Raw genomic sequence first — 19,054 nt, 5'->3', positions numbered from 1 at the left:
TACTTTCTCCTCAAACTTTTAAGTAAGTAGTCGGGCCTAACTTTTTTCAGTCTGGCGATTATTGGCGTTTCATCTCTACCAATCCTGACAAAATTTCATTTAGATAGGAGTCCTAATGTTAATCCGTGTTGGTTATGAATTTGGCTTTGATGCCCCCTTACCCGTGGTCATGTTGTTAAAACTTTATCTACACCCATCAATTTTAAATCAAGTTAGACAACCAGAAAACTTGCAGGTGGAACCGGCAACAAAAATAGAAGAATTTTTAGATAGCTTCGGTAATCGAACCAGTCGTATAATTTTACCCGACGGAGAGATCCGCATTCACAATGAAGCAGTTATCGAGAATGAATGGAAACCCGATATCGTTAATTGGAATGCCCAAGAAATTCCTTTAGCAGAGTTACCAACCCAAGTTTTTCCCTACCTAATGAGTAGCCGTTATTGTGAAGTAGATTTGCTTGCGGAAATTGCCTGGGAACTTTTCGGACAAACTCCCCCCGGTTGGGCAAGGGTACAAGCGGTTTGTGATTGGGTTCATAGTCACATTCGTTTTGGTTATGAATACGCGCGGGTGACGAAAACCGCCTATGATGTCTATCGGGAAAGAACGGGGGTTTGTCGCGATTTTAACCATCTAGCTTTGACTTTTTGCCGTTGCCTCAATATTCCCGCCCGTTATGCCTCCGGCTATCTCGGAGATATCGGCATTTCTCCCCAACCCCTACCGATGGATTTTAGTGCTTGGTTTGAAGTCTATTTAGACCATCAATGGTACACCTTTGATGCTCGTCATAACACCCCCAGAATCGGGCGGATTTTAATGACTCGCGGCTTAGATGCCGTCGATGCTTCCCTAACAACTTCTTTTGGTCAAGTAAATTTAACAAAATTTAAGGTATGGACGAGCGATGTTTCCCATCTCTATGCTTAATCAGAGTATTTATTAAACCTCTTGCATAATTAATTTTTGAGGGTTCAAAAACGGCAAAAATAAGGATTAAATTGCATGAAAGTGCCAGCCATTGGAGTGAACGGGGGGAATAAAACCCTACACCCCACACCCTACACCCTAAACCCCACACCCCACCAACAAGCTTTTTCAGCAAACCCTACTTAGATAAAAATTACTTTTCTACCTTAACCCGTTGAGTAACGACAACAATCCCATCTCCTTGGATTAAAATCGCCGATAACCAACGATTTTCCGGTGTTGCCGGCGCTTTTACCCGCTTAAATAAACCGCCGGACTGTAATAATTCCAATTCTAGAGGCTTTGTATTAATATAACGCTCAATATCTACTTTCTCATCGACCGCCGCTCCGGCCAATAAATCATCCCCCAAAGGTTCGCGAACAATCACATCAAAATCAAATTCTTGACCGACTTTCACCCTTTCCGGAATTCTCACTTGAACACTGGGGGGATTTTTGCCAGTGCTTAACTCGACTCTCTCGCTTAAAATCTCCTGATAAACCAGTTTATTACCCTGAAATTGTTGACGAGAACGAATCGTAGCATTCATTCCCACCACTCGTCCCTGCACCTTTCCCGTCCCGGTAATTTTAGTAATTGTATTGGCCGTTAACTTGTCCCCGGAACGACTCCAAGATTCGAGGGTTGTGGTGTATTGTAGATTGTTATAACGTTCCCAAAAATGAGTTAAAGCCTTTTTAGTTTTTTCGTAGGTCAAGCCATCGGAGTTAGTAAATTTCGGACTATAAAACTCCATTAATTGCTTGAGATCTCGCTCGTTAGCCGCCGTTTCGATTTTAGAGATAAGGGTTTTTAAATTAGCCGGGGCAGTTTCTGGCTTTTCGGCCCGCAAACTGGTGGCAAGGGTAAAAGTTAACCCCAAACCTAACAGCAACGACAGGGAAAAATTGAGGGATTGACGAAAAAATTTATCGGGAATCGTGTTCAAGTTACGCATTAGTGATAGTTTGTGTAAGGATCGATCAATAACTATGGTAGATTATTTCATTCTAGGGCTGAATTTCCCCTCTCTCGAATTATGGCACGCACTCCAACCCGTCTATTGATTGCCGCTAGTGGTACTGGTGGTCATTTATTTCCCGCCTTGGCCGTGGCCGAGCGCTTGCCGGATTATGAGATTGAATGGTTAGGAGTTCCAGACCGTCTGGAACAGTCCTTAGTTCCAAAAACCTATCCCCTGCACACTATTCCCATTGAGGGATTTCAAACCCGTTTGGGGTTAAAAACTTTCAAGATTCTGCTGCGTCAACTGTGGGCCATTTGGCAAGTGCGTAGTTTAATCAAAAAACGTCAGATAGCGGCAGTTTTTACCACCGGGGGTTATATCGCAGGACCCACCATTTTAGCGGCTCGTTTAGCCAATATTCCCGTCATCCTACACGAATCTAACTACATACCGGGCAAAGTCACGAAAGTTCTCGGTCGCTGGTGCGATACGGTCGCCCTCGGTTTTCAGGGAACCGCCAGCTATTTACCCGGCACTCGCACCACTTGGGTTAGTACACCAGTACGCGAGCAGTTTCTCATTCCCCAGTCCCTAGATTTACCGATTCCAGAGACTGCTTTTTTGATTGTCGTTGCCGGTGGTTCTCAAGGGGCCGTGGCTCTTAATCAACTTGTCCGACAAAGCGCTCCCCAATGGTTAGAAAAAGGCATTTATATCGTGCATCTCACGGGAGAAAACGACCCCGAAGCGGATAGTTTGCGCCATTCTAACTATTTTTCCCAGCCTTTTTACGACAATATGGCGGGATTATGGCAAAGAGCTAATCTGGCTATCAGTCGCTCCGGTGCCGGCACTTTAACGGAATTAGCGATCACTTGTACGCCTTCGATTTTAATTCCCTATCCTTTTGCTGCCGAAGACCATCAGTTTTATAATGCCAAAGTTTTCGCTGAAGCTCAAGCCGCTTATCTTTATCGTCAAAATGAGTTAACTGCTCAGTTTTTAAGCGAATTAGTCCTCGATTTATGGTCTAATCCCGAAAAATTGGCCGCCATGGCTCAAGAAGCTTCTCATCTAGCTATTAGTGACAGTGCCGATTTATTAGCCGATTTGTTGAGAAGAAAGAGTCAAAAAGATAGTTTTTGAAACAAATCAGCCACGGGAAAAGTGAACCCCGGAACCACCTCTTCCCCCTCCAAAAAATCTCCTGATGTTAATAATCCCTGCGGTTCGTACCCGGAACGATAAACTAAAACATAGTGTTGACCTGGATTGATAACCCAGAGCAAACGAGTACCATTGGCAAAATATTCGGCAATTTTGTCCTCAAAGATTCACAAGTAAAACCTTTAAAGAATTTCCTGTAACATCCGATTGGCCTGGGAAGCGTAACCACCACCAAATAAATTAAAGTGGTTGAGAATGTGGTAGAGATTGTAAAGAGTTTTGCGCTTTTGATAACCGGCATCGAGGGGGAAAACATCGTTATAACCCCGATAAAAAGCCGCCGGAAAACCGCCAAAAAGTTCCGTCATGGCTAAATCCACCTCCCGGTCTCCCCAATAGGTGGCAGGGTCTAAAATTACCGGTTCCCCATCGACGGTAATTGCCGCATTTCCCGACCACAAATCACCGTGGACGAGGGAGGGATGGGGTTGATGCTGACTCAAAATCTCGCTAATAGCGGGAATAACTTGATCCTCGTCGGGAAAATTGCCGCCGCGCTCCTTCGCAAGTCTTAATTGATAGCCAATACGCTGATGAGCGAAAAAATCCGCCCAATTGTTACTAATGGTATTAATCTGGGGAGTAGAACCAATGGTATTATTACACTGCCAACCAAAGCGATCGGATAAAGAAACTTGATGTAAATGAGCTAAATTTCGCCCCATTTTTTCCCAGCTTTGACTATCGCCACCGCCGAATTCTAGCCACTCTAGCACTAAATAACTAGATTTCTCGGCAATTCCCCAACAAATTGGCTCTGGAACTCTGATAGTCTTGGTGGCGTGAATTTGCTTTAATCCTAAAGCTTCGGCCGCAAACATGGCCTCTTGGTTCGCTTGGTTAATCTTAACGAAATAAATTAAACCATTGCCACTGACAGCATAACCCTGATTGATGCAGCCACCACTAACGGGATGACTTTTCTCGATTTCAAAGGGTTTTTCCGTGGTTTGGGTAATATGTCGAGCAATTTGAGTCCACATGGTTTATCAGTTATCAGTTATCAGTTATCAGTTATCAGTTATCAGATGTAAGTTTTAAGTTAATTAGTTATTTAGTTATCAGTTGTAAGTTTATCAGTTGTAAGTTTTAAGTTATTTAGTTATTTATTTATTTATCTTCATCTTTATCCCTGATTACTGATTACTGTTCACTGATTACTGATTACTGTTCACTGATTACTGAATTGGTCTCACCACCACCACACCGTAAGCGTGGGGATTTAAATACTCTTGACAGGCATTTTGAATATCCTCTAAAGTGAGGGCTTCAATGTGTTGGGGATAACAAAAAGCCGGTTGTAAATCACCGATCTGAGTATGATAATAACCGTAAAGGTTAGCTCGATCGCTCGGTCTTTCATTGCTAAAAATAAACCGATTGGCCACTTGGGTTTTAACTCGTTCCAGTTCAGAAACTGTCACAGCTTCCTGTTGAATTTGTCCAATCTGTGCTATCACCTCTCTCTCCACTTGCTCGATATTTTCCGAGGCTAATTGGGCCGAAATGGAAAACACCCCTTGCACTGCTTGGGACATATTACTGGCAGTTATTTGGGAAACTAAGGCCTTTTCTTGACGCAGAGACTGAAATAATCGCGATACCTTGCCCTGACCCAGAATAGCCGCTAAAACATCGAGAGGATAGGTTTTTTCTAAGTCTCTTAACCCCGGCACTTTCCAAAATAGGATTAAGCGGGCCTGCTGCAAATTTTCATCCTCGTATTCTTGACGGATAATCTCGTTAAAGGCAGCTTCGGGCTGTAGATGGGCGATAGGATGGGAAATAAGCCCAGAATCGCCCTTACTGCCTAAAGTATCTAGAGAATCCCTCACAATAGCCATTAAATCATCTACAGGCAAATTACCCACCACTGCCACCGTCATCCATTCGGGACGATACCAAGTCTGATGAAAATCGCGCATTTGTTGAGGAGTAAGATTTTCAATCACTGCCGTCGGACCCAACACCGGACGACGATAGGGTAAAACTTGAAAACAAGTCTCCATGGTGCGATAAAAAGTGCGACGACGGGGATTATCCTGAGAACGACGAATTTCTTCTAAAATAACCTGTCTTTCCCGCTCAAAAGCTTCATCGGGGATTAAAGCTTCTAAAACCACTTCTAGCTGCAGCGGGGCCAGATGGGCGAAGTCCTGCGGGGCAGTGGTAATGTAATAATGGGTGTATTCTTGGCTAGTAGCGGCATTAGTCACCGCTCCCCTTGATTCGATCGCCCGTTCAAATTCACCACTGTCTAAGTTACGGGTTCCCTTAAAAACCATGTGTTCGAGAAAATGAGCCATCCCATTGATCTGATCCGATTCTAAGGCCGAGCCGACCTGCAGCCAGACATTGAGATTAACCGCTTCTACCGGTTGACTTTCGGCAATAATCGTTAAACCATTGGCAAGACGGTGCAGAATCGGAGTGTTAAGCGTGGCAGGTTTCCCTAGGATAGCCGTCATTCTTTATTAGTCCTCGGTGATCACTCTGGCAAAAATTGTCACTTTTCTCTATTGTAGTCCCAGACTTTCACGGAGCCAACAAGATCAGGTGTTAGGTGTTAGGAGATAGGAGACAGGAGACAGGAGACAGGAGACAGGGTTTTGGGATGATAGGGTGATAAGACAGTTTCCCCACACCCCACACCCCACACCCCACACCCCACTTCCCCACTTCCCCACTTGCCTCTGAGAAAAAAAAATGCTACGATAAAACTAAATCGGGCTTCTACGTTGGTGACTGCCTTTCAAGTTTTTTGATCTATGCTTGATTGTGATAAGGGAGCAAGTAACCAATCCGTGTGGTAGTAAACCGAGCTTGTACTCGGAAACAGAAACGCGGAATATAAGTTCCCACCTGGTTAACCCAGGTCATAAACTTAGGTAAAACGGCGTAGCGGTCTTTTCAAGTTTTTCGAGCATATATAGGCCAAATTCTGGGGAGATTCCCTGTACTTCCTTAGTTTTGCCCTCTTGGTTGGTCAAAAAAGCCAGTATCTATATTTTTTTCTAGGTTAAAGACTACTGTTTTCGGTAACGTTTGTCACCGCTAAATTGTGACAATCCGGACTACACTAGGGAGAAATTTATGAATTATTGTTAAGCAATGACTGAAAAACAGCCAAGAGTTGTTATCATAGGCGGCGGATTTGCGGGTTTATACACGGCCAAAGCCCTAAAAAACGCCCCCGTTCATGTTACCCTCATCGATAAGCGAAATTTCCATCTTTTTCAGCCCCTCCTCTATCAAGTTGCTACCGGGGCGCTGTCTCCGGCCGATATCTCCTCACCTTTGCGCTTAATCCTACGGGGTCATGATAATACAGATATTCTCCTCGATCATGCCATAGATATAGATCCAGTCAAAGGAGAAGTAATCTTGGAAGATCACCCGCCGATCGCCTACGATCAATTAGTTATTGCCACGGGAGTCAGTCATCACTATTTTGGCAATGAACAATGGCAGCCCTACGCTCCCGGGTTAAAAACCATTGAAGATGCGGTGGAAATGCGTCGTCGCATCTATCTCGCTTTCGAGAAGGCCGAGAAAGAAATCGATGCCGAAAAGCGGCAAGCTTTATTAACTTTTGTTATTGTCGGTGGCGGACCGACGGGGGTAGAATTAGCAGGAGCGATCGCTGAAATTGCCCACGGTGCGCTTAGGTCTGATTTTCACCAGATTAACCCCACAGAAGCGAAAATTTTGCTCTTAGAAGGGATGGATCGGGTATTACCTCCCTATGCGCCCGATTTATCCGCTAAAGCTGCCGCTTCTCTCATAAAATTAGGGGTGACAGTGCAAACTAACAGCATCGTTACCAATATTGTTGAAGGTTGTGTCACGGTCCGTCAGGGAGAAAAGACGACAGAAATCGCTGCCGAGACAATTTTATGGGCAGCGGGGGTCAAAGCATCGAGAATGGGGCGAATTTTGGCCGAAAGAACTGGGGTAAATCTCGATCGCGTCGGCCGGGTAATCGTTGAACCTGATTTAAGTATCGCCGGTTATGCCAATATTTTTGTGATCGGGGATCTGGCTAATTTTGCCCATCAGGGAGATAAACCTTTACCCGGAATTGCCCCCGTGGCCATGCAGGAGGGCGAATATCTGGCGAATTTATTAATTTCTCGCCTAAAAGGGCAAAGTATTAAACCTTTTCATTATATCGATCGAGGTAGTCTGGCAGTTATCGGCCAAAATGCGGCCGTGGTTGATTTGGGATTTGTCAAGTTTTCCGGGTTTATCGCTTGGTTAGTCTGGGTTTGGGCCCATATTTACTATCTGATCGAATTTGATAATAAATTAGTGGTGATGGTGCAATGGGGTTGGAATTATTTTACCCGCGGTCGTGGCGCTCGTTTGATTACGGGAGAGGGACAGAATTTAGCCTCGGGACAATTGCCGCAAAATAACGGCCAAAATAATAACAATCTGGTCGTTTCTAACCAGACGGAAACTCTCTCTGCGCGATCATAAAAGTGTGAAAAAATAACCGTGATTATCCAGTTATCAGTTAGCCGGTAAAAACAATCGATCATGAAAATAGAACATCCTAACAGTCTAGAAATTACTCCAGAGGAAAGCCAAGAATTAGAATATTTACGAGTTACAATTGAACGAGCGATCAAAGATGGTGTGATCACAAGAATAGAATTTGAATCGATTAAAACAATCATGTTTTCTAATAAGAAAAACAATCCCGACCAAATCCTCCGACAGGTGACACTCTATCGCCATTTAGTCGTTGAAAAAATGAATAATGGCGAACTAATTTTTGAATCTCCTCAATAGGGTGAAATGCTGTTGTAAGCTGCCCGCGCATTTAAATTACTTGTTGAGATAGGGTGCATCTCACATTTGCAGGAATACCGACAATCAGCAATTGTCAGTGACTCTTAGATGATGACAAATGTATCAGCAGCTGCGTGTAAGCATCCCACCGAAAAGCTAATGCGCGGGGGGTTTGGGGGCGGCACTTCGACACGCTCAGTGACAGCGCCACGCCCCCAACGGGGGGTTTGGGGGGTAGAACCCCCCAAAAGCTTGGATTGAGTAATAAAATCGGAAGTAATGCCCAATTTTAGCCGAGAGTTTCCAAGTAAAAATCCCAATTGGTAGATTGACAAAAATGAGATGCACCCTTACCTCCTGCCTTTTGCCTTTGTTAGCCTATTCTTTTTTGTCGCTACCCGGAAAAGCTCGACCTTGAATATTTTCTAAAGCTGAAACTGCCGCCCTGGAACCAGCGATAATATCTCGTTCTTCTCCCCCTAAATATAAGCGTCCAAAACTGCCCACGGAAGTAACGTGTAGGATATTAATTAAAGCGGCTTTTTCCGCCTGATTAGCGGCTAGGGAAGCGTAGGCGGCTGGTTGCACTTCTAAAACATATAAAGTCTGTCCTGCCATTAACATCATACCCCGAGAACTACGGTTAATTAATTGGGCTTGGTAAGCGTCAATGTTGCGAATAATTTGGCTGGAGACAATTTGCGGTTTCAGACAATCGCGCTGACTAACGCCTAAATACTGCAAAATTGCCTGACCGGCCGCCCTGACCTCTCCCTGACTGCTAGAATGGAGTTCTAAGAGTCCATAGAGTCTTTCTACGAATAGAACCCCCGGACGAACCACGGCGGATTTGAGGGCAATATCGGTGATGCGATTAATCTCGATGCCGGGGGAAATTTCAATCCAGAGGGAAGCATCCCCGGGTAAGGGTAAAAATCCTTGGGCGACTGTACCGATGTAAGCGGCGTGTTGAAGCTGTAAATTGTCAAGATAAACGTAACTGCGAAGTTCTACACCCAAGCTGATTTCTCCCTCTTTCTGTCCTCTAGCCAATCCCCATTCCAACCCGGGAGCGATGATTAATCAATCCTTAATTAGGGCTTAGGCATTACCATCTTTCACTATAGTATAGAATTGGTGGCCTTTAAATTTGCCTGATAGAAAGGGTAAAAAACTATAATTATGGGGACAAACTCAGGGAAAAACCAGCATGACGATTCTTTTAGGGGGAGATATCGGGGGAACTAAAACAATCCTGCGTTTAGTGGATTGCCAAAACTCACCGGATAGTCCCCAACCCCTGCTAACTACTCTCGATCAAGAAACTTATCCTAGTGAACAATACCCCGATCTGGTGCCGATCGTCCGGCAGTTTTTGGCCCGACAAACTACTATTCCCGCGGTGGCAAAAGCTTGTTTCGGTATTGCAGGTCCGGTGGTTAACAATAGTTCCGAATTGACTAATTTAAGTTGGTCTCTAACTGGCGATCGCCTAAGCCGAGATTTGCAGATTGAGGAAGTAAAATTAATTAATGATTTTGCGGCGATCGGTTATGGGGTGTTAGGATTAGCCCCAGAGGAGCTGCACAATCTACAGTCGGCCCCGACAGTACCGGATGCCCCGATTGCGGTTATCGGTGCGGGGACGGGGTTAGGAGAGGGTTTTTTGATTCCCGTCTCGAAGGGTAAATATCGGGTGTTTGGTAGTGAGGGTTCCCACGCTGATTTTGCCCCTCGATCGAGTTTAGAATATCAACTATTAAATTATCTCTTGGAACTCTATAATATCGAGCGAATTTCGGTGGAGCGAGTGGTTTCTGGCCCCGGAATCACTTCTATCTATCGATTTCTCCACGATAGTAACTATAGTCAGTCATCACCGGCCATGGCGGAAATTTACCGCACTTGGTTAGCAGAAATGGGTAAAACGCAAAAAACCGTCGATTTAGCGGCCAAAATTGCCAGTTTTGCCCAAGATAACTCGGATGATCTCTGTTATCAAACCATGAAAATTTTTGTCGAGGCCTACGGTGCGGAAGCGGGCAATTTAGCCCTCAAGTTGCTTCCCTACGGAGGATTATACATCGCGGGGGGGATTGCGGCCAAAAATCTTCCCCTAATGACCGAGGGTAGCTTTATGAAGGCTTTTCGGGCTAAAGGTCGGATGAGGGAGCTATTAAGCAATATTCCCGTCCATATCGTTCTTAATGCTCAAGTGGGACTGATGGGGGCGGTTTACTGTGCTAGTCAGCTATGAGGGAGGGTTTAGTGGAGATGGCTAGGGATTATTTTCAGGTGGTGATTCGGTAGTAGTGATGGAGGCTTAATCCTTTCCTTTGCTGTGCATTAGAACTCTTGCAAATTAATTATATGTTATGATGGTAGGCTAACTAATTTTTTGGGAAAATTAGCCAATTAGTGCATTTTTTCTGAATGAAAACCTGAAGTTTTACTTTTAACTCAAAACTCTTTATATATGCTTTAATTTGGTTATCAAAACCTCTTTATTTAAGCTGCAGAAACCATCTCAATTTTTATTATTGAGAATAAATTATCCTTGACTGGATTAATGTTTGGCAACTTTTAAGAAGTTGCTATAACTATTCTTAACTCATAGTTATAAATAGTCGTCAAAAAGTTAACTTTTAAACTATATATTCGACGACAATTCCGATATTTACGCGATAATATTTTCAAGATTTTGAGTTTCCTATTTATAGGTTAAATGATAATCCTTTCTTTGGCTAAAGCATTGTTATACTCCTTTTATAACTCTGTTAATTTTCTATTTTTCGCTTTCTTTTTCGGTGTATAACTATTACTATGGTATGCAGCTATTCCCTGATAATCATTGTCTTCTCTGCTGGGAGTTAAAGGATGAAACCGAACTCGACTTTTTTAAAATAAACTAAAATCGTGACCTCTACCTTTCCCACAACAGACACAGATAATTTCCTCGGTATTTTTATCAGCTACTAATTGGGATTTTAAAGTATGATAACTTCTTTTACCACAAAAAAATTTTTCTGTTTCTTTTTGAGGCGTTCCCTGGGAGTTTCCGTTACATCCATTACCGTTATGACCGGTATCTCTGCTTGATTTAGTAGAGCTTTTTTTCCTTTTAAACGGAAGTTTCCCGATTGTAAAAGCATTTTTTCCGTCTTATTTACAATCCTAACTTTATACCAAATAGAAACTGGAGATACTGCCTAGGTCGGGGATGTAAGACCAAAAACTGGGTGTAAGTCGGTTTTGAGGCAATCCCCCGTGACATAGGAAGTAGTTCACCTTGACTGGAATGTATAACACCCATTTCCTCCTACAGATACCTAGAGAGCGTTTCTGCTCAAATCGACGATCGACTCCTCCCTGACCATTAAGATAGCTGTTATCAGTAATTATGGGAAAATAAATCTCCATACCTTATTTCCTCGTGGCACAATAGAGACAAAGTATAAAAAACTTAACAATAAGGAGGAGTTCGATGGTTGCTACACCAGTCAAAACAAAACGTCTCACTGTGCAGGTGGCCGATCTCACCGCAGACATCACCGCTATTCGTTCCCTCGATTGGGATCGCGATCGCTTCGATATTGAATTCGGATTACAAAACGGTACGACTTATAACTCCTATCTGATTCGTGGGGAAAAAATCGCCCTTGTGGATACCTCTCACGAAAAATTCCGTCAACTATATTTTGATAGTCTCAACGGATTAATTAACCCCCAAGAAATCGATTATTTAATTATCAGTCATACTGAACCTGATCACAGTGGTTTAGTCAGAGATCTGCTGCAACTCGCTCCCAATATTACCGTCGTTGGGTCGAAGGTAGCAATTCAGTTTTTAGAGAATTTAGTTCATCATCCCTTTCAACGTCAACTGGTCAAAAATGGCGATCAGTTAGACCTAGGCAATGGTCACATTCTCGAATTTGTTAACGCTCCTAATTTACACTGGCCTGATACTATTTTTACCTACGATCACGGTTCGGGAATTTTATTTACCTGTGATGCCTTCGGAATGCACTATTGTTCCGATGATCTTTACGATGAGCAATTAAGTGCTATTGAACCGGATTATCGCTTCTATTATGAATGTTTAATGGCTCCTAATGCTCGCTCGGTACTAGCGGCGATGAAACGGATGGAACCTCTAGGTAATATTAATCTCGTGGCTAATGGTCACGGACCAGTATTAAAACATAATGTTACTGAATTATTGACCCGTTATCGTGATTGGAGTCAAGCACAAACTAAGGCAGAAAAAACCGTCGCTGTTTTCTATATTTCCGATTATGGTTATAGTGATCGCCTCTGTCAATCCATTGCTAAAGGTATTACTAAAACTGGTTTAGCTGTAGAAACTCTAGACCTGAAATCCGCCGATCCCCAAGAGGTAAAAGAATTAGCTTCTTCTGCGGTGGGAATCGTCATCGGTACTCCCCCCGTTTCTGGTATTAATGCCCAAGAAATTACGGGTAATCTAGGCACAATTCTCGCCTCGGTTAACCCCAAACAATATATCGGAATGTTTGAATCTCAAGGGGGTGATGATGAATCAATTTTACCTCTATTTAATAAGTTCCGTGAAGTTGGTTTAACCAAAGCTTTTGATCCCATTCGTAGCGCAGAAACTCCTAACGAGAGTCTCTATCAACGCTGTGAAGAAGCGGGTACAGACATGGGACAACTATTAACCCAAGAGGTAAAAGTTAAACAAAGAAAATCCCTCGATACTGACCTTGATAAAGCCATCGGACGGATTAGCGGTGGTTTATATATTATTACCACCAAGAAAGGAGACAGAAGCGGTGCAATGGTCGCTTCTTGGGTGACGCAAGCAAGTTTTGATCCTCCCGGTTTTACCGTTGCTGTGGCCAAAGATCGGGCGATCGAGTCTTTACTGCAAGTGGGGGATCAATTCATTTTAAATATTCTGGAAGAAGGCAATTATCAAACCCTGATGAAACACTTTTTAAAACGTTTCGGACCTGGGGAAGATCGTTTTGCAGGAGTCAATACTCACACCGCTAATAATGGTTCGCCGATTTTAGCCGATGCCCTCGCTTATTTAGAATGTGAGGTCGTTAGTCGCATGGAATGTGCTGACCACTGGATTGTTTACAATAAAGTCACCGATGGTCGCGTTTCTAAACCTGATAGTTTAACGGCTGTTCACCATCGCAAAGTTGGTAATTATTATTAGGATTTTTGCTTGATTTGACTGGTTGAGAAAATACAGATCAAGATGCTTGATCTCAGCTTTTGAGATTGTTTAACCTCTCAACCAGTTAGTCATACTAAATCCGTTAAGTATAGGCTACATATCAGGATAGGCAATAGGCAAAAGAAGTAGAAGGGCATCCGAGGGGGTCAACGAGAGAATAAGGATTTTAGCAGCAATTCTCATTTTGAAACGATTTTGCCTTGTTTCAGCGATCTAGAGATTCGTTAAGAATTATTAACCCCTCTAGATGCAAGGGTTTTGATGTCATGAAACCTTAAAATGAGAATTGCTGGGATTTTAGCGATTGTCTTACCCCCTCAGATGCTTATAGATTGTCACAACAATATAAATTTATCTTATAGTAATACTCAAAGAAAAGGTTTTTCTCCGCGCCACTACCTTATACTAAATCTGGTTATTAAAAACTGATTATTTATTCCCCCTTTTGCCTCTTGCCTCTCCTCATAACTAGCCTGTACTCAACGGATTTAGTATTAGTCCTAATTTTTCGGTGAACGGTCAATTCTTTAATGGCATTGGCAGGATGAGTTTAATTACACTGTAAACAGTGTAATTAAAAGTTAAAAAAATTGATGTCCCAAGTTGTTAGCGCCAGACTGCCCGACCACACAGCAGAAAGACTGAAAAGGTTAGCCCGCCGATTAGGAAAAACCCCCAGCGAAACCAGCGCGATTTTAATCGAGGAATCCCTCCGAGAAAGCGAGTTCCCCTATATTGAATTTCGCCATTCTCCTTTGGGGCGGCAGCCCTACCTAAAAAACTCCAGTTTGGCTCTGTGGGAAGTAATTCAAAAACGGTTGCCGAACAAATTATTTATAAACGTCCAGAAATCTCGATTTTTCCCCTAATAACTTGGCTAAAAGGTAGATATTTGGGCGATTCGGATGAAATTGTCTTAAAAGCGGCGGCTGAAGCCCGATTAACTCTAGTAACCTACGACCAGAACAGTATTACCCCGGTTTTGTGGGAATGGGGAGAAGCTTGGAAAAGTCATAGCGGCGTTATTTTTATCGATTTGCGATCTGATGTGTTATATTAGTCAAAGGTGTGGCAGAAATGACTACAATTATCCATCGCGAAAAGACCTGATTTTTGTCTACGCATGGAGACGTAGTATGAAAATCACCAAAATCGCCGCCATTAAGGTTTCCGCCTTAGTTGTCTGTAATGTAGTCTCGGTAGTTGCACCGCACGATGCGATCGCACCTGCGGTAAATGTTCTGGTCTGGGGATCGATCGAAATCTGCATCAACAACAGAAAGCCAAAAGATGAAAAATAAGTAGGGTCTGCTGAAAAAGTACGGGCGAAGCATTCGGATAGAAAATCTACGGTTTCACCGATAGGTTATTGTCCGAATGCTTCGCCCCTACAGGACGCGGGCCGATGAAGACGCAAGGTTTTGAACGACGATTCTCTCAAAATCTTGCACCTGTGAGAGCAAAACAGAACCCTAAAACCCTTACCTCGTCTATATTTTACATTTATTCAGCAAGCCCTAAGTAATCAATATCCCCTAGTTTAACTAAAAACTAGGGGAACGTATTTTTTATAGGGATTTGGCTAATTTTTCGAGATGATGCTCTAAAGGGATATAATCATTTTCCGTCCATTCACATAGGGTTTTCAATGCAGAAATAAATTTACCTTTAATCTCGTTTCTATAAACCTCATCTACGCTTTGATCTAGATTAATCCTTTGAGAATTGCTGCAATAGCTAACCTTGTCTTCAAGATACTTTCTTAATTCCTCGGGATCGGTGAGATAAAGAATCATTTCTTCTTTTTTTACTCCCCGTAAATTGTGCATTAGTTGGTTACGGCGATCGAATTCATGCTCTCTTTTTTCTGTGGATGACCAAATTAATAATTGCCAATAATCATTATCTACAGTTTTCGTAAATTCTTTGAGTAAAGGAAAAAGTTTATGAGAATTCTGAAATTTATGATTGTCACCTTTATCTAATTTAAGTTGCTTAATCACTTCCTGGATTTTTGTTTCTTTTAAGTTAAGTAATAATCCTTTCTCGTTCCATTCTTTAAAACCTCCTGGTATATGTTTTTGTAAATAGAGTGAAATAGAAGCTTTTAAAAACGTTTCTTGAGCGGCAGATAATAGAATAATTGCTTGAAGATAGTTTTCTTGTTTCAAGAAATATTCGATTAAATCTAAGGTTTTACGAACTCTCTTGATCGCTTGTGTCGGATCAAATTCATCGCCAGTATCTATGGTTTTAATATTAAAAAGATCGATGTAGCTTTCTAGCTCCTTAATTTTTTCTGAGTTATTGTATCCTACCTCTTTTAATAATGCTAATGCCGACCCCGGAAAACCATCTGTGATTAATTTTTTAGCCTTCTGTATTTGTAATTGTTTCCAATAGCTAGAAATCGGAATAATTTCGGGGCTTGTTTTAATATTATTTTCTTCATAATATCGATTAACTATCAAGAACTTGACGTTAGAGAAGTAACCAATACTGACAAATTGAACGGCCGAGGAAATAGCGGGGGTACTAGCTTGATGACTGATGTAAAAAACATCGTCTTGCTGTATTTTTGTTAACTCTTCGGTGACAAGAGTTAACACTTGATCCCAGTGATCTAGTCCTCTATTATTAACAGAAGGCTGTAAAGTGATAAAATCTGGTTTTAGCTTAAGTTTGGTCTGGAAGTACCATTCAAAAAGCGGTTTTAAGGTACAGGTATCTTGCCAGAAAGGACAGGGAGAATTTTTGATGTCCGATGTTTCAAAAAGCTCTTCTTGATCGGTTAGGATGATATAAACTCGATCGGGAGATTTTTTATCTTGAAATTCTTTAATTAAAACATCAAGCAAAGGGAATACTAAATCTGAATAACAATGTTCATGATCTTGATAAACTAATCCCAAAACTCTAGCGGCAACGGGAAAAAAGTTAGTATTTTTTTCTTTTTTTGGCTCGATAAAATCTTGACCCGTTCCTTGGCAATGACAGAGAGGTTCTTTCTCTCTAGCCGTGGTAAAGAATTTCTGCCCTCTCGTCCAATTGGCATCGGTATTTAATTGAATATCGCTGTTTCCCGTTGTGATAATCCAAGTAGTCATGGTTTTACCCGATAAATAGGGTTTGCTGAATAAATGAGCAATATGGACGAGGTAAGGGTTTTAGGGTTCTGTTTTGCTCTCACAGGTGCAAGATTTTGATCATCGTTCAAAACCTTGCGTCTTTATCGGCCCGCGTCCTGTAGGGGCGAAGCATTCGGGCAATAACCTATCGGTGAAACTGTAGATTTTCTATCCGAATGCTTCGCCCGTACTTTTTCAGCATACCCGATAAATATGACAAATATTACCAAATTTTTACAAAGTCCGATCGCTCGTTGAGAAAAGCGATAAAATGAGCGCTATCCTCGGTTGTTTCGGGAAAGAAAGTCAATAGTTCGATCGGTGGTTTCTGTCGTTGCAGTTTACCTTCAGAATTCAAGTGATAATAAGGGTAAATTCGATGCCAAAGTCTTCCAGTTTGCGAGTCCCGTCCGATGCTTCCTTGTAAGTTCCGCAGGGTGTGGGTTCCCTCGTAAGGTTGATGAAACCACGTGATCGCTTTAATCCGATCCTCGACAATTCTTCCCCAGACTTGCACCCCACCTTGATTATCATAAGGATACCAAGCTTCTCGCCAATCACAGTGTACAGGATTATCAGGATGAATCGTATAGCCTTGTTTAGCGGCGTAATTCTGGAATAGTGTCCGAAGGCGATCGATAAATTGCGATAGATCTTGTTGTAAATCGGTGATAGGAAGATAAAGAGATTTTGAAGAGTCTATAAATTCCCAATGACACCCGATCATCGGTTTATTGCCTTTTTTAAAATAGGGACAGAAAAAGAGACGGTGATCCGCTCTTCGCCATGATTTGCCGAATCCACCGAGTAAGAGAGAGAATTGCACTATTGCCTTGGCTAATTGCGCGAGTTCTTGCCGATCTTCCGAGGAAGTGCGACGATTCATACAGGAAATTTGTAAAGTTCCCCGTTTGAGATTGTATAGAGGCATAATTTGCTCGCTTTTACCCGGGGGAGTGTAGGGATGCTCGCCAAATTTTAAATCATCATCATGGTAGGTGAAGCTGATGCCGAGTTGTCCCAGAATCGCCGCTCCGTCGATACCCCCCCAGAGGATTTGGGTCAGATGTTTAGCGGTCTTTTCATCGGTCATTCCTCCTAGTAAACGTAGGGTATGACCTCGAAGGGCTGCTTTAAACATATTGGGACGGAATTCGGAGGTTTTGTCGAGTAATGTAGCGGTGATTCCCTGTCCTTTGAGATGAACTTGTAAGAGGGTTTCTGGTGAGGGTACATCTTTAAAGCGACCGTATCCGGCGCTAACTCTGGAACCGAGTCCATTGCCGATCGCTTTCTCCCAAATTTGCCAGATCGTTCGCCATTCTTGTTCGTCGAGGGGAATGGTACTGGAAATCCCGAAGTTGAGAGTTACCTCGTGAAAAGATAATAGTACATTAGCGTTAGTTTTTCCGTCTTGAATAACTTGTTTTTCCTGCTGGGGATGAGCGATATCGACTAAGTTTCGAGTCCAGTTATTATCCGTAGGATAGCCTCCTAGAAAGCGCAGAATACCTGGTTCGGAACCCTGATCGCCTTGGGAGGGTTTGCCGCAATACTTTAGGGCTTGTTCGGTAGTACAGGCACGACGGAAAGCCCCTTTCATCGATGATCCGGGGTAGTAGGGATAGCCTCGCGCACCGATAGCCGGTCGGATAATGCCATCATCTTGACCTCCATTGGTGACGAGTCGCCAAGTCATAGTATAGGGTCGCGTCTTGGCTTCTTCGCTAAATTGCGGTGGTTCGGGGGAGTTATTTCTGTTGACGGGAGATAAATTTCGTCTCCATTGGTTACTGTTATCGGGTTGTGGGGATTTACCCCCACTATCGTCAGCAGAATGATAAAATTTTGTCCACTGATCGACCCAATCGTAGGCTCGCGATTTTTGTTTATTTTCTTGTCTTTGTAATTGACATCTTCCCTCGATCTGTGCTTGATAGAGGAGGGGTACATCTGACCAGTCCGGCATTTTATTCTTCCTCCTCGATGTTCGGATTTTGGGGGTTGGTGCTAGGTTGTTTGTATCGTTGCGTCCACCAGACCAAGCTATCACAAAGTTGGGTGAGGACGTAGAGAGCGATTCTCTGATCTTCTAGGGGAAAAGTTTCTTGATTCCAGAACTCTCTGGCGATCGCTTGGATAGCTTTGGTTTGAGCTTCCGGTTTATCTTGAGGATTAATCTTGCCACGGGGAACCCGTAATCCCGCATCTTCTAAGATATCGACGAATTTCTGCCAGACATCTCGCCAGTATTGTCCTTTTTGTCGATCAGTAGCGTCATTTTTGTCGATCAATCTCAGGTGTTCACCCCAAAAACGTTCTAAACCGTAGGCGACGGTGGTTCTCATTTTGTGGGATTCATTTAACACCTTGTCGCTGTCTCGGTATTTTAAGACCAATTCCTGGGCAGCCCGATCGAGGTTATAAGGATTCCATGTCATTTCGCGTCTCCTAAGTAGCTGGTTATAATTAAATTAAAAATGGATTTTAGGTTCGATCCCCCCTGCCCCCCTTGATAAGGGGGGTGCCGATCCCCCCTGCCCCCCTTGATAAGGGGGGTGCCGATCCCCCCTGCCCCCCTTGATAAGGCTATCCATTAGTCACATCTTTCTTAACATAAAATTTGACAAAAAGAGAAAAGTGTGCAAGATGGCTCAAGGAGGTTCTATGGGGGAACTAATTTGATGAGATAGTTTCCAAGTCTGGCTGATATCATGTAACCTTCGCAG

General features: G+C 42.9%; 16 protein-coding genes, 1 other RNA gene and 2 pseudogenes. 9 read left to right on the top strand and 10 right to left on the bottom strand.

Annotated elements, in window-relative coordinates; genetic code table 11:
- Positions 1-115: 115 nt before the first annotated feature.
- Positions 116-934: a transglutaminase-like domain-containing protein gene (locus IM462_RS14920; RefSeq protein WP_287699952.1), complete on the top strand. Its 819-nt coding sequence runs from the start codon at positions 116-118 to the stop codon at positions 932-934.
- Positions 935-1,127: 193 nt separating this feature from the next.
- On the opposite strand, the gene IM462_RS14915 is transcribed toward IM462_RS14920, so the two are convergent.
- The gene (locus IM462_RS14915; protein ID WP_287699951.1) at positions 1,128-1,934 is read right to left on the bottom strand and encodes a DUF8623 domain-containing protein; all 807 of its coding nucleotides are present in this window, start codon (positions 1,932-1,934) and stop codon (positions 1,128-1,130) included.
- A gap of 81 nt (positions 1,935-2,015) precedes the next feature.
- Here IM462_RS14915 and murG point away from each other — a divergent pair, with 81 nt between their 5' ends.
- Positions 2,016-3,089 (top strand): undecaprenyldiphospho-muramoylpentapeptide beta-N-acetylglucosaminyltransferase, encoded by a 1,074-nt coding sequence (gene murG / locus IM462_RS14910; protein WP_287699950.1) that lies wholly within the window; start codon positions 2,016-2,018, stop codon positions 3,087-3,089.
- On the opposite strand, the pseudogene IM462_RS14905 reads toward murG, so the two are convergent.
- The 3 genes and pseudogenes from IM462_RS14905 to IM462_RS14895 form a co-directional block, all read right to left on the bottom strand.
- A pseudogene (locus IM462_RS14905) lies at positions 3,071-3,271 on the bottom strand (Uma2 family endonuclease); the annotation flags it as partial. The gene murG and the pseudogene IM462_RS14905 sit on opposite strands and share 19 nt — an antisense overlap.
- A 21-nt stretch (positions 3,272-3,292) precedes the next feature.
- A complete protein-coding gene (locus IM462_RS14900; protein WP_287699949.1) occupies positions 3,293-4,153 on the bottom strand; it encodes a fructosamine kinase family protein in 861 nt (286 codons plus the stop codon).
- A 195-nt stretch (positions 4,154-4,348) separates the two neighbouring features.
- Positions 4,349-5,638 carry a M16 family metallopeptidase gene (locus IM462_RS14895; protein ID WP_287699948.1) on the bottom strand — a complete coding sequence of 430 codons (1,290 nt, stop codon included), beginning with the start codon at positions 5,636-5,638 and terminating at the stop codon, positions 4,349-4,351.
- A gap of 256 nt (positions 5,639-5,894) precedes the next feature.
- Between IM462_RS14895 and ssrS the strand changes: the two genes are divergently transcribed.
- The 3 genes from ssrS to IM462_RS14880 all read left to right on the top strand — a co-directional run bounded on the left by ssrS (position 5,895) and on the right by IM462_RS14880 (position 7,967).
- A non-coding RNA gene (gene ssrS, locus IM462_RS14890) (6S RNA) lies at positions 5,895-6,082 on the top strand.
- Between the two features lie 199 nt (positions 6,083-6,281).
- Positions 6,282-7,652 (top strand): NAD(P)/FAD-dependent oxidoreductase, encoded by a 1,371-nt coding sequence (locus tag IM462_RS14885; protein WP_287699947.1) that lies wholly within the window; start codon positions 6,282-6,284, stop codon positions 7,650-7,652.
- A 60-nt stretch (positions 7,653-7,712) separates the two neighbouring features.
- Positions 7,713-7,967 (top strand): hypothetical protein, encoded by a 255-nt coding sequence (locus IM462_RS14880; RefSeq protein WP_002731866.1) that lies wholly within the window; start codon positions 7,713-7,715, stop codon positions 7,965-7,967.
- A 104-nt stretch (positions 7,968-8,071) separates the two neighbouring features.
- On the opposite strand, the gene IM462_RS21065 is transcribed toward IM462_RS14880, so the two are convergent.
- Both IM462_RS21065 and ccmP read right to left on the bottom strand, forming a co-directional pair.
- Positions 8,072-8,287 carry a hypothetical protein gene (locus IM462_RS21065; RefSeq protein ID WP_353737338.1) on the bottom strand — a complete coding sequence of 72 codons (216 nt, stop codon included), beginning with the start codon at positions 8,285-8,287 and terminating at the stop codon, positions 8,072-8,074.
- A 58-nt stretch (positions 8,288-8,345) separates the two neighbouring features.
- Positions 8,346-8,987: a beta-carboxysome protein CcmP gene (ccmP, locus tag IM462_RS14875; RefSeq protein WP_002766539.1), complete on the bottom strand. Its 642-nt coding sequence runs from the start codon at positions 8,985-8,987 to the stop codon at positions 8,346-8,348.
- Between the two features lie 190 nt (positions 8,988-9,177).
- Here ccmP and IM462_RS14870 point away from each other — a divergent pair, with 190 nt between their 5' ends.
- A complete protein-coding gene (locus IM462_RS14870) occupies positions 9,178-10,224 on the top strand; it encodes a glucokinase (RefSeq protein ID WP_287699946.1) in 1,047 nt (348 codons plus the stop codon).
- Positions 10,225-10,550: 326 nt separating this feature from the next.
- On the opposite strand, the pseudogene IM462_RS14865 reads toward IM462_RS14870, so the two are convergent.
- Positions 10,551-11,143: pseudogene (locus IM462_RS14865) on the bottom strand (transposase family protein); the annotation flags it as partial.
- Positions 11,144-11,451: 308 nt separating this feature from the next.
- Here IM462_RS14865 and IM462_RS14860 point away from each other — a divergent pair.
- The 3 genes from IM462_RS14860 to IM462_RS14850 all read left to right on the top strand — a co-directional run bounded on the left by IM462_RS14860 (position 11,452) and on the right by IM462_RS14850 (position 14,498).
- On the top strand, positions 11,452-13,176 hold the full coding sequence (locus IM462_RS14860; protein ID WP_287699945.1) for a diflavin flavoprotein: 1,725 nt from the start codon (positions 11,452-11,454) through the stop codon (positions 13,174-13,176).
- An 817-nt stretch (positions 13,177-13,993) separates the two neighbouring features.
- Complete coding sequence (locus IM462_RS14855) at positions 13,994-14,257, top strand: hypothetical protein (protein ID WP_287699944.1); 264 nt, start codon at positions 13,994-13,996, stop codon at positions 14,255-14,257.
- Positions 14,258-14,333: 76 nt separating this feature from the next.
- Positions 14,334-14,498 carry a hypothetical protein gene (locus IM462_RS14850; protein WP_154663933.1) on the top strand — a complete coding sequence of 55 codons (165 nt, stop codon included), beginning with the start codon at positions 14,334-14,336 and terminating at the stop codon, positions 14,496-14,498.
- Positions 14,499-14,765: 267 nt separating this feature from the next.
- Here IM462_RS14850 and IM462_RS14845 read toward each other — a convergent pair whose 3' ends face one another.
- From IM462_RS14845 to IM462_RS14835, 3 genes are all read right to left on the bottom strand, one after another.
- Positions 14,766-16,304 (bottom strand): hypothetical protein, encoded by a 1,539-nt coding sequence (locus IM462_RS14845; RefSeq protein WP_287699943.1) that lies wholly within the window; start codon positions 16,302-16,304, stop codon positions 14,766-14,768.
- Between the two features lie 244 nt (positions 16,305-16,548).
- Entirely contained in the window at positions 16,549-18,294 is a 1,746-nt protein-coding gene (locus IM462_RS14840) for an RAMP superfamily protein (RefSeq protein ID WP_287699942.1), read from the bottom strand.
- A 1-nt stretch (position 18,295) separates the two neighbouring features.
- Positions 18,296-18,766, bottom strand: a complete 471-nt coding sequence (locus tag IM462_RS14835) for a hypothetical protein (RefSeq protein ID WP_016515554.1) — start codon at positions 18,764-18,766, stop codon at positions 18,296-18,298.
- Positions 18,767-19,054: the final 288 nt, after the last annotated feature.

The organism is Microcystis sp. M144S2 (assembly GCF_020246065.1).
GTDB classification, from domain to species: Bacteria; Cyanobacteriota; Cyanobacteriia; order Cyanobacteriales; family Microcystaceae; genus Microcystis; species Microcystis ichthyoblabe_A.
Note: the sequence above shows the minus strand (reverse complement) of the source record. Positions and strands in the feature narration are given on the sequence as shown.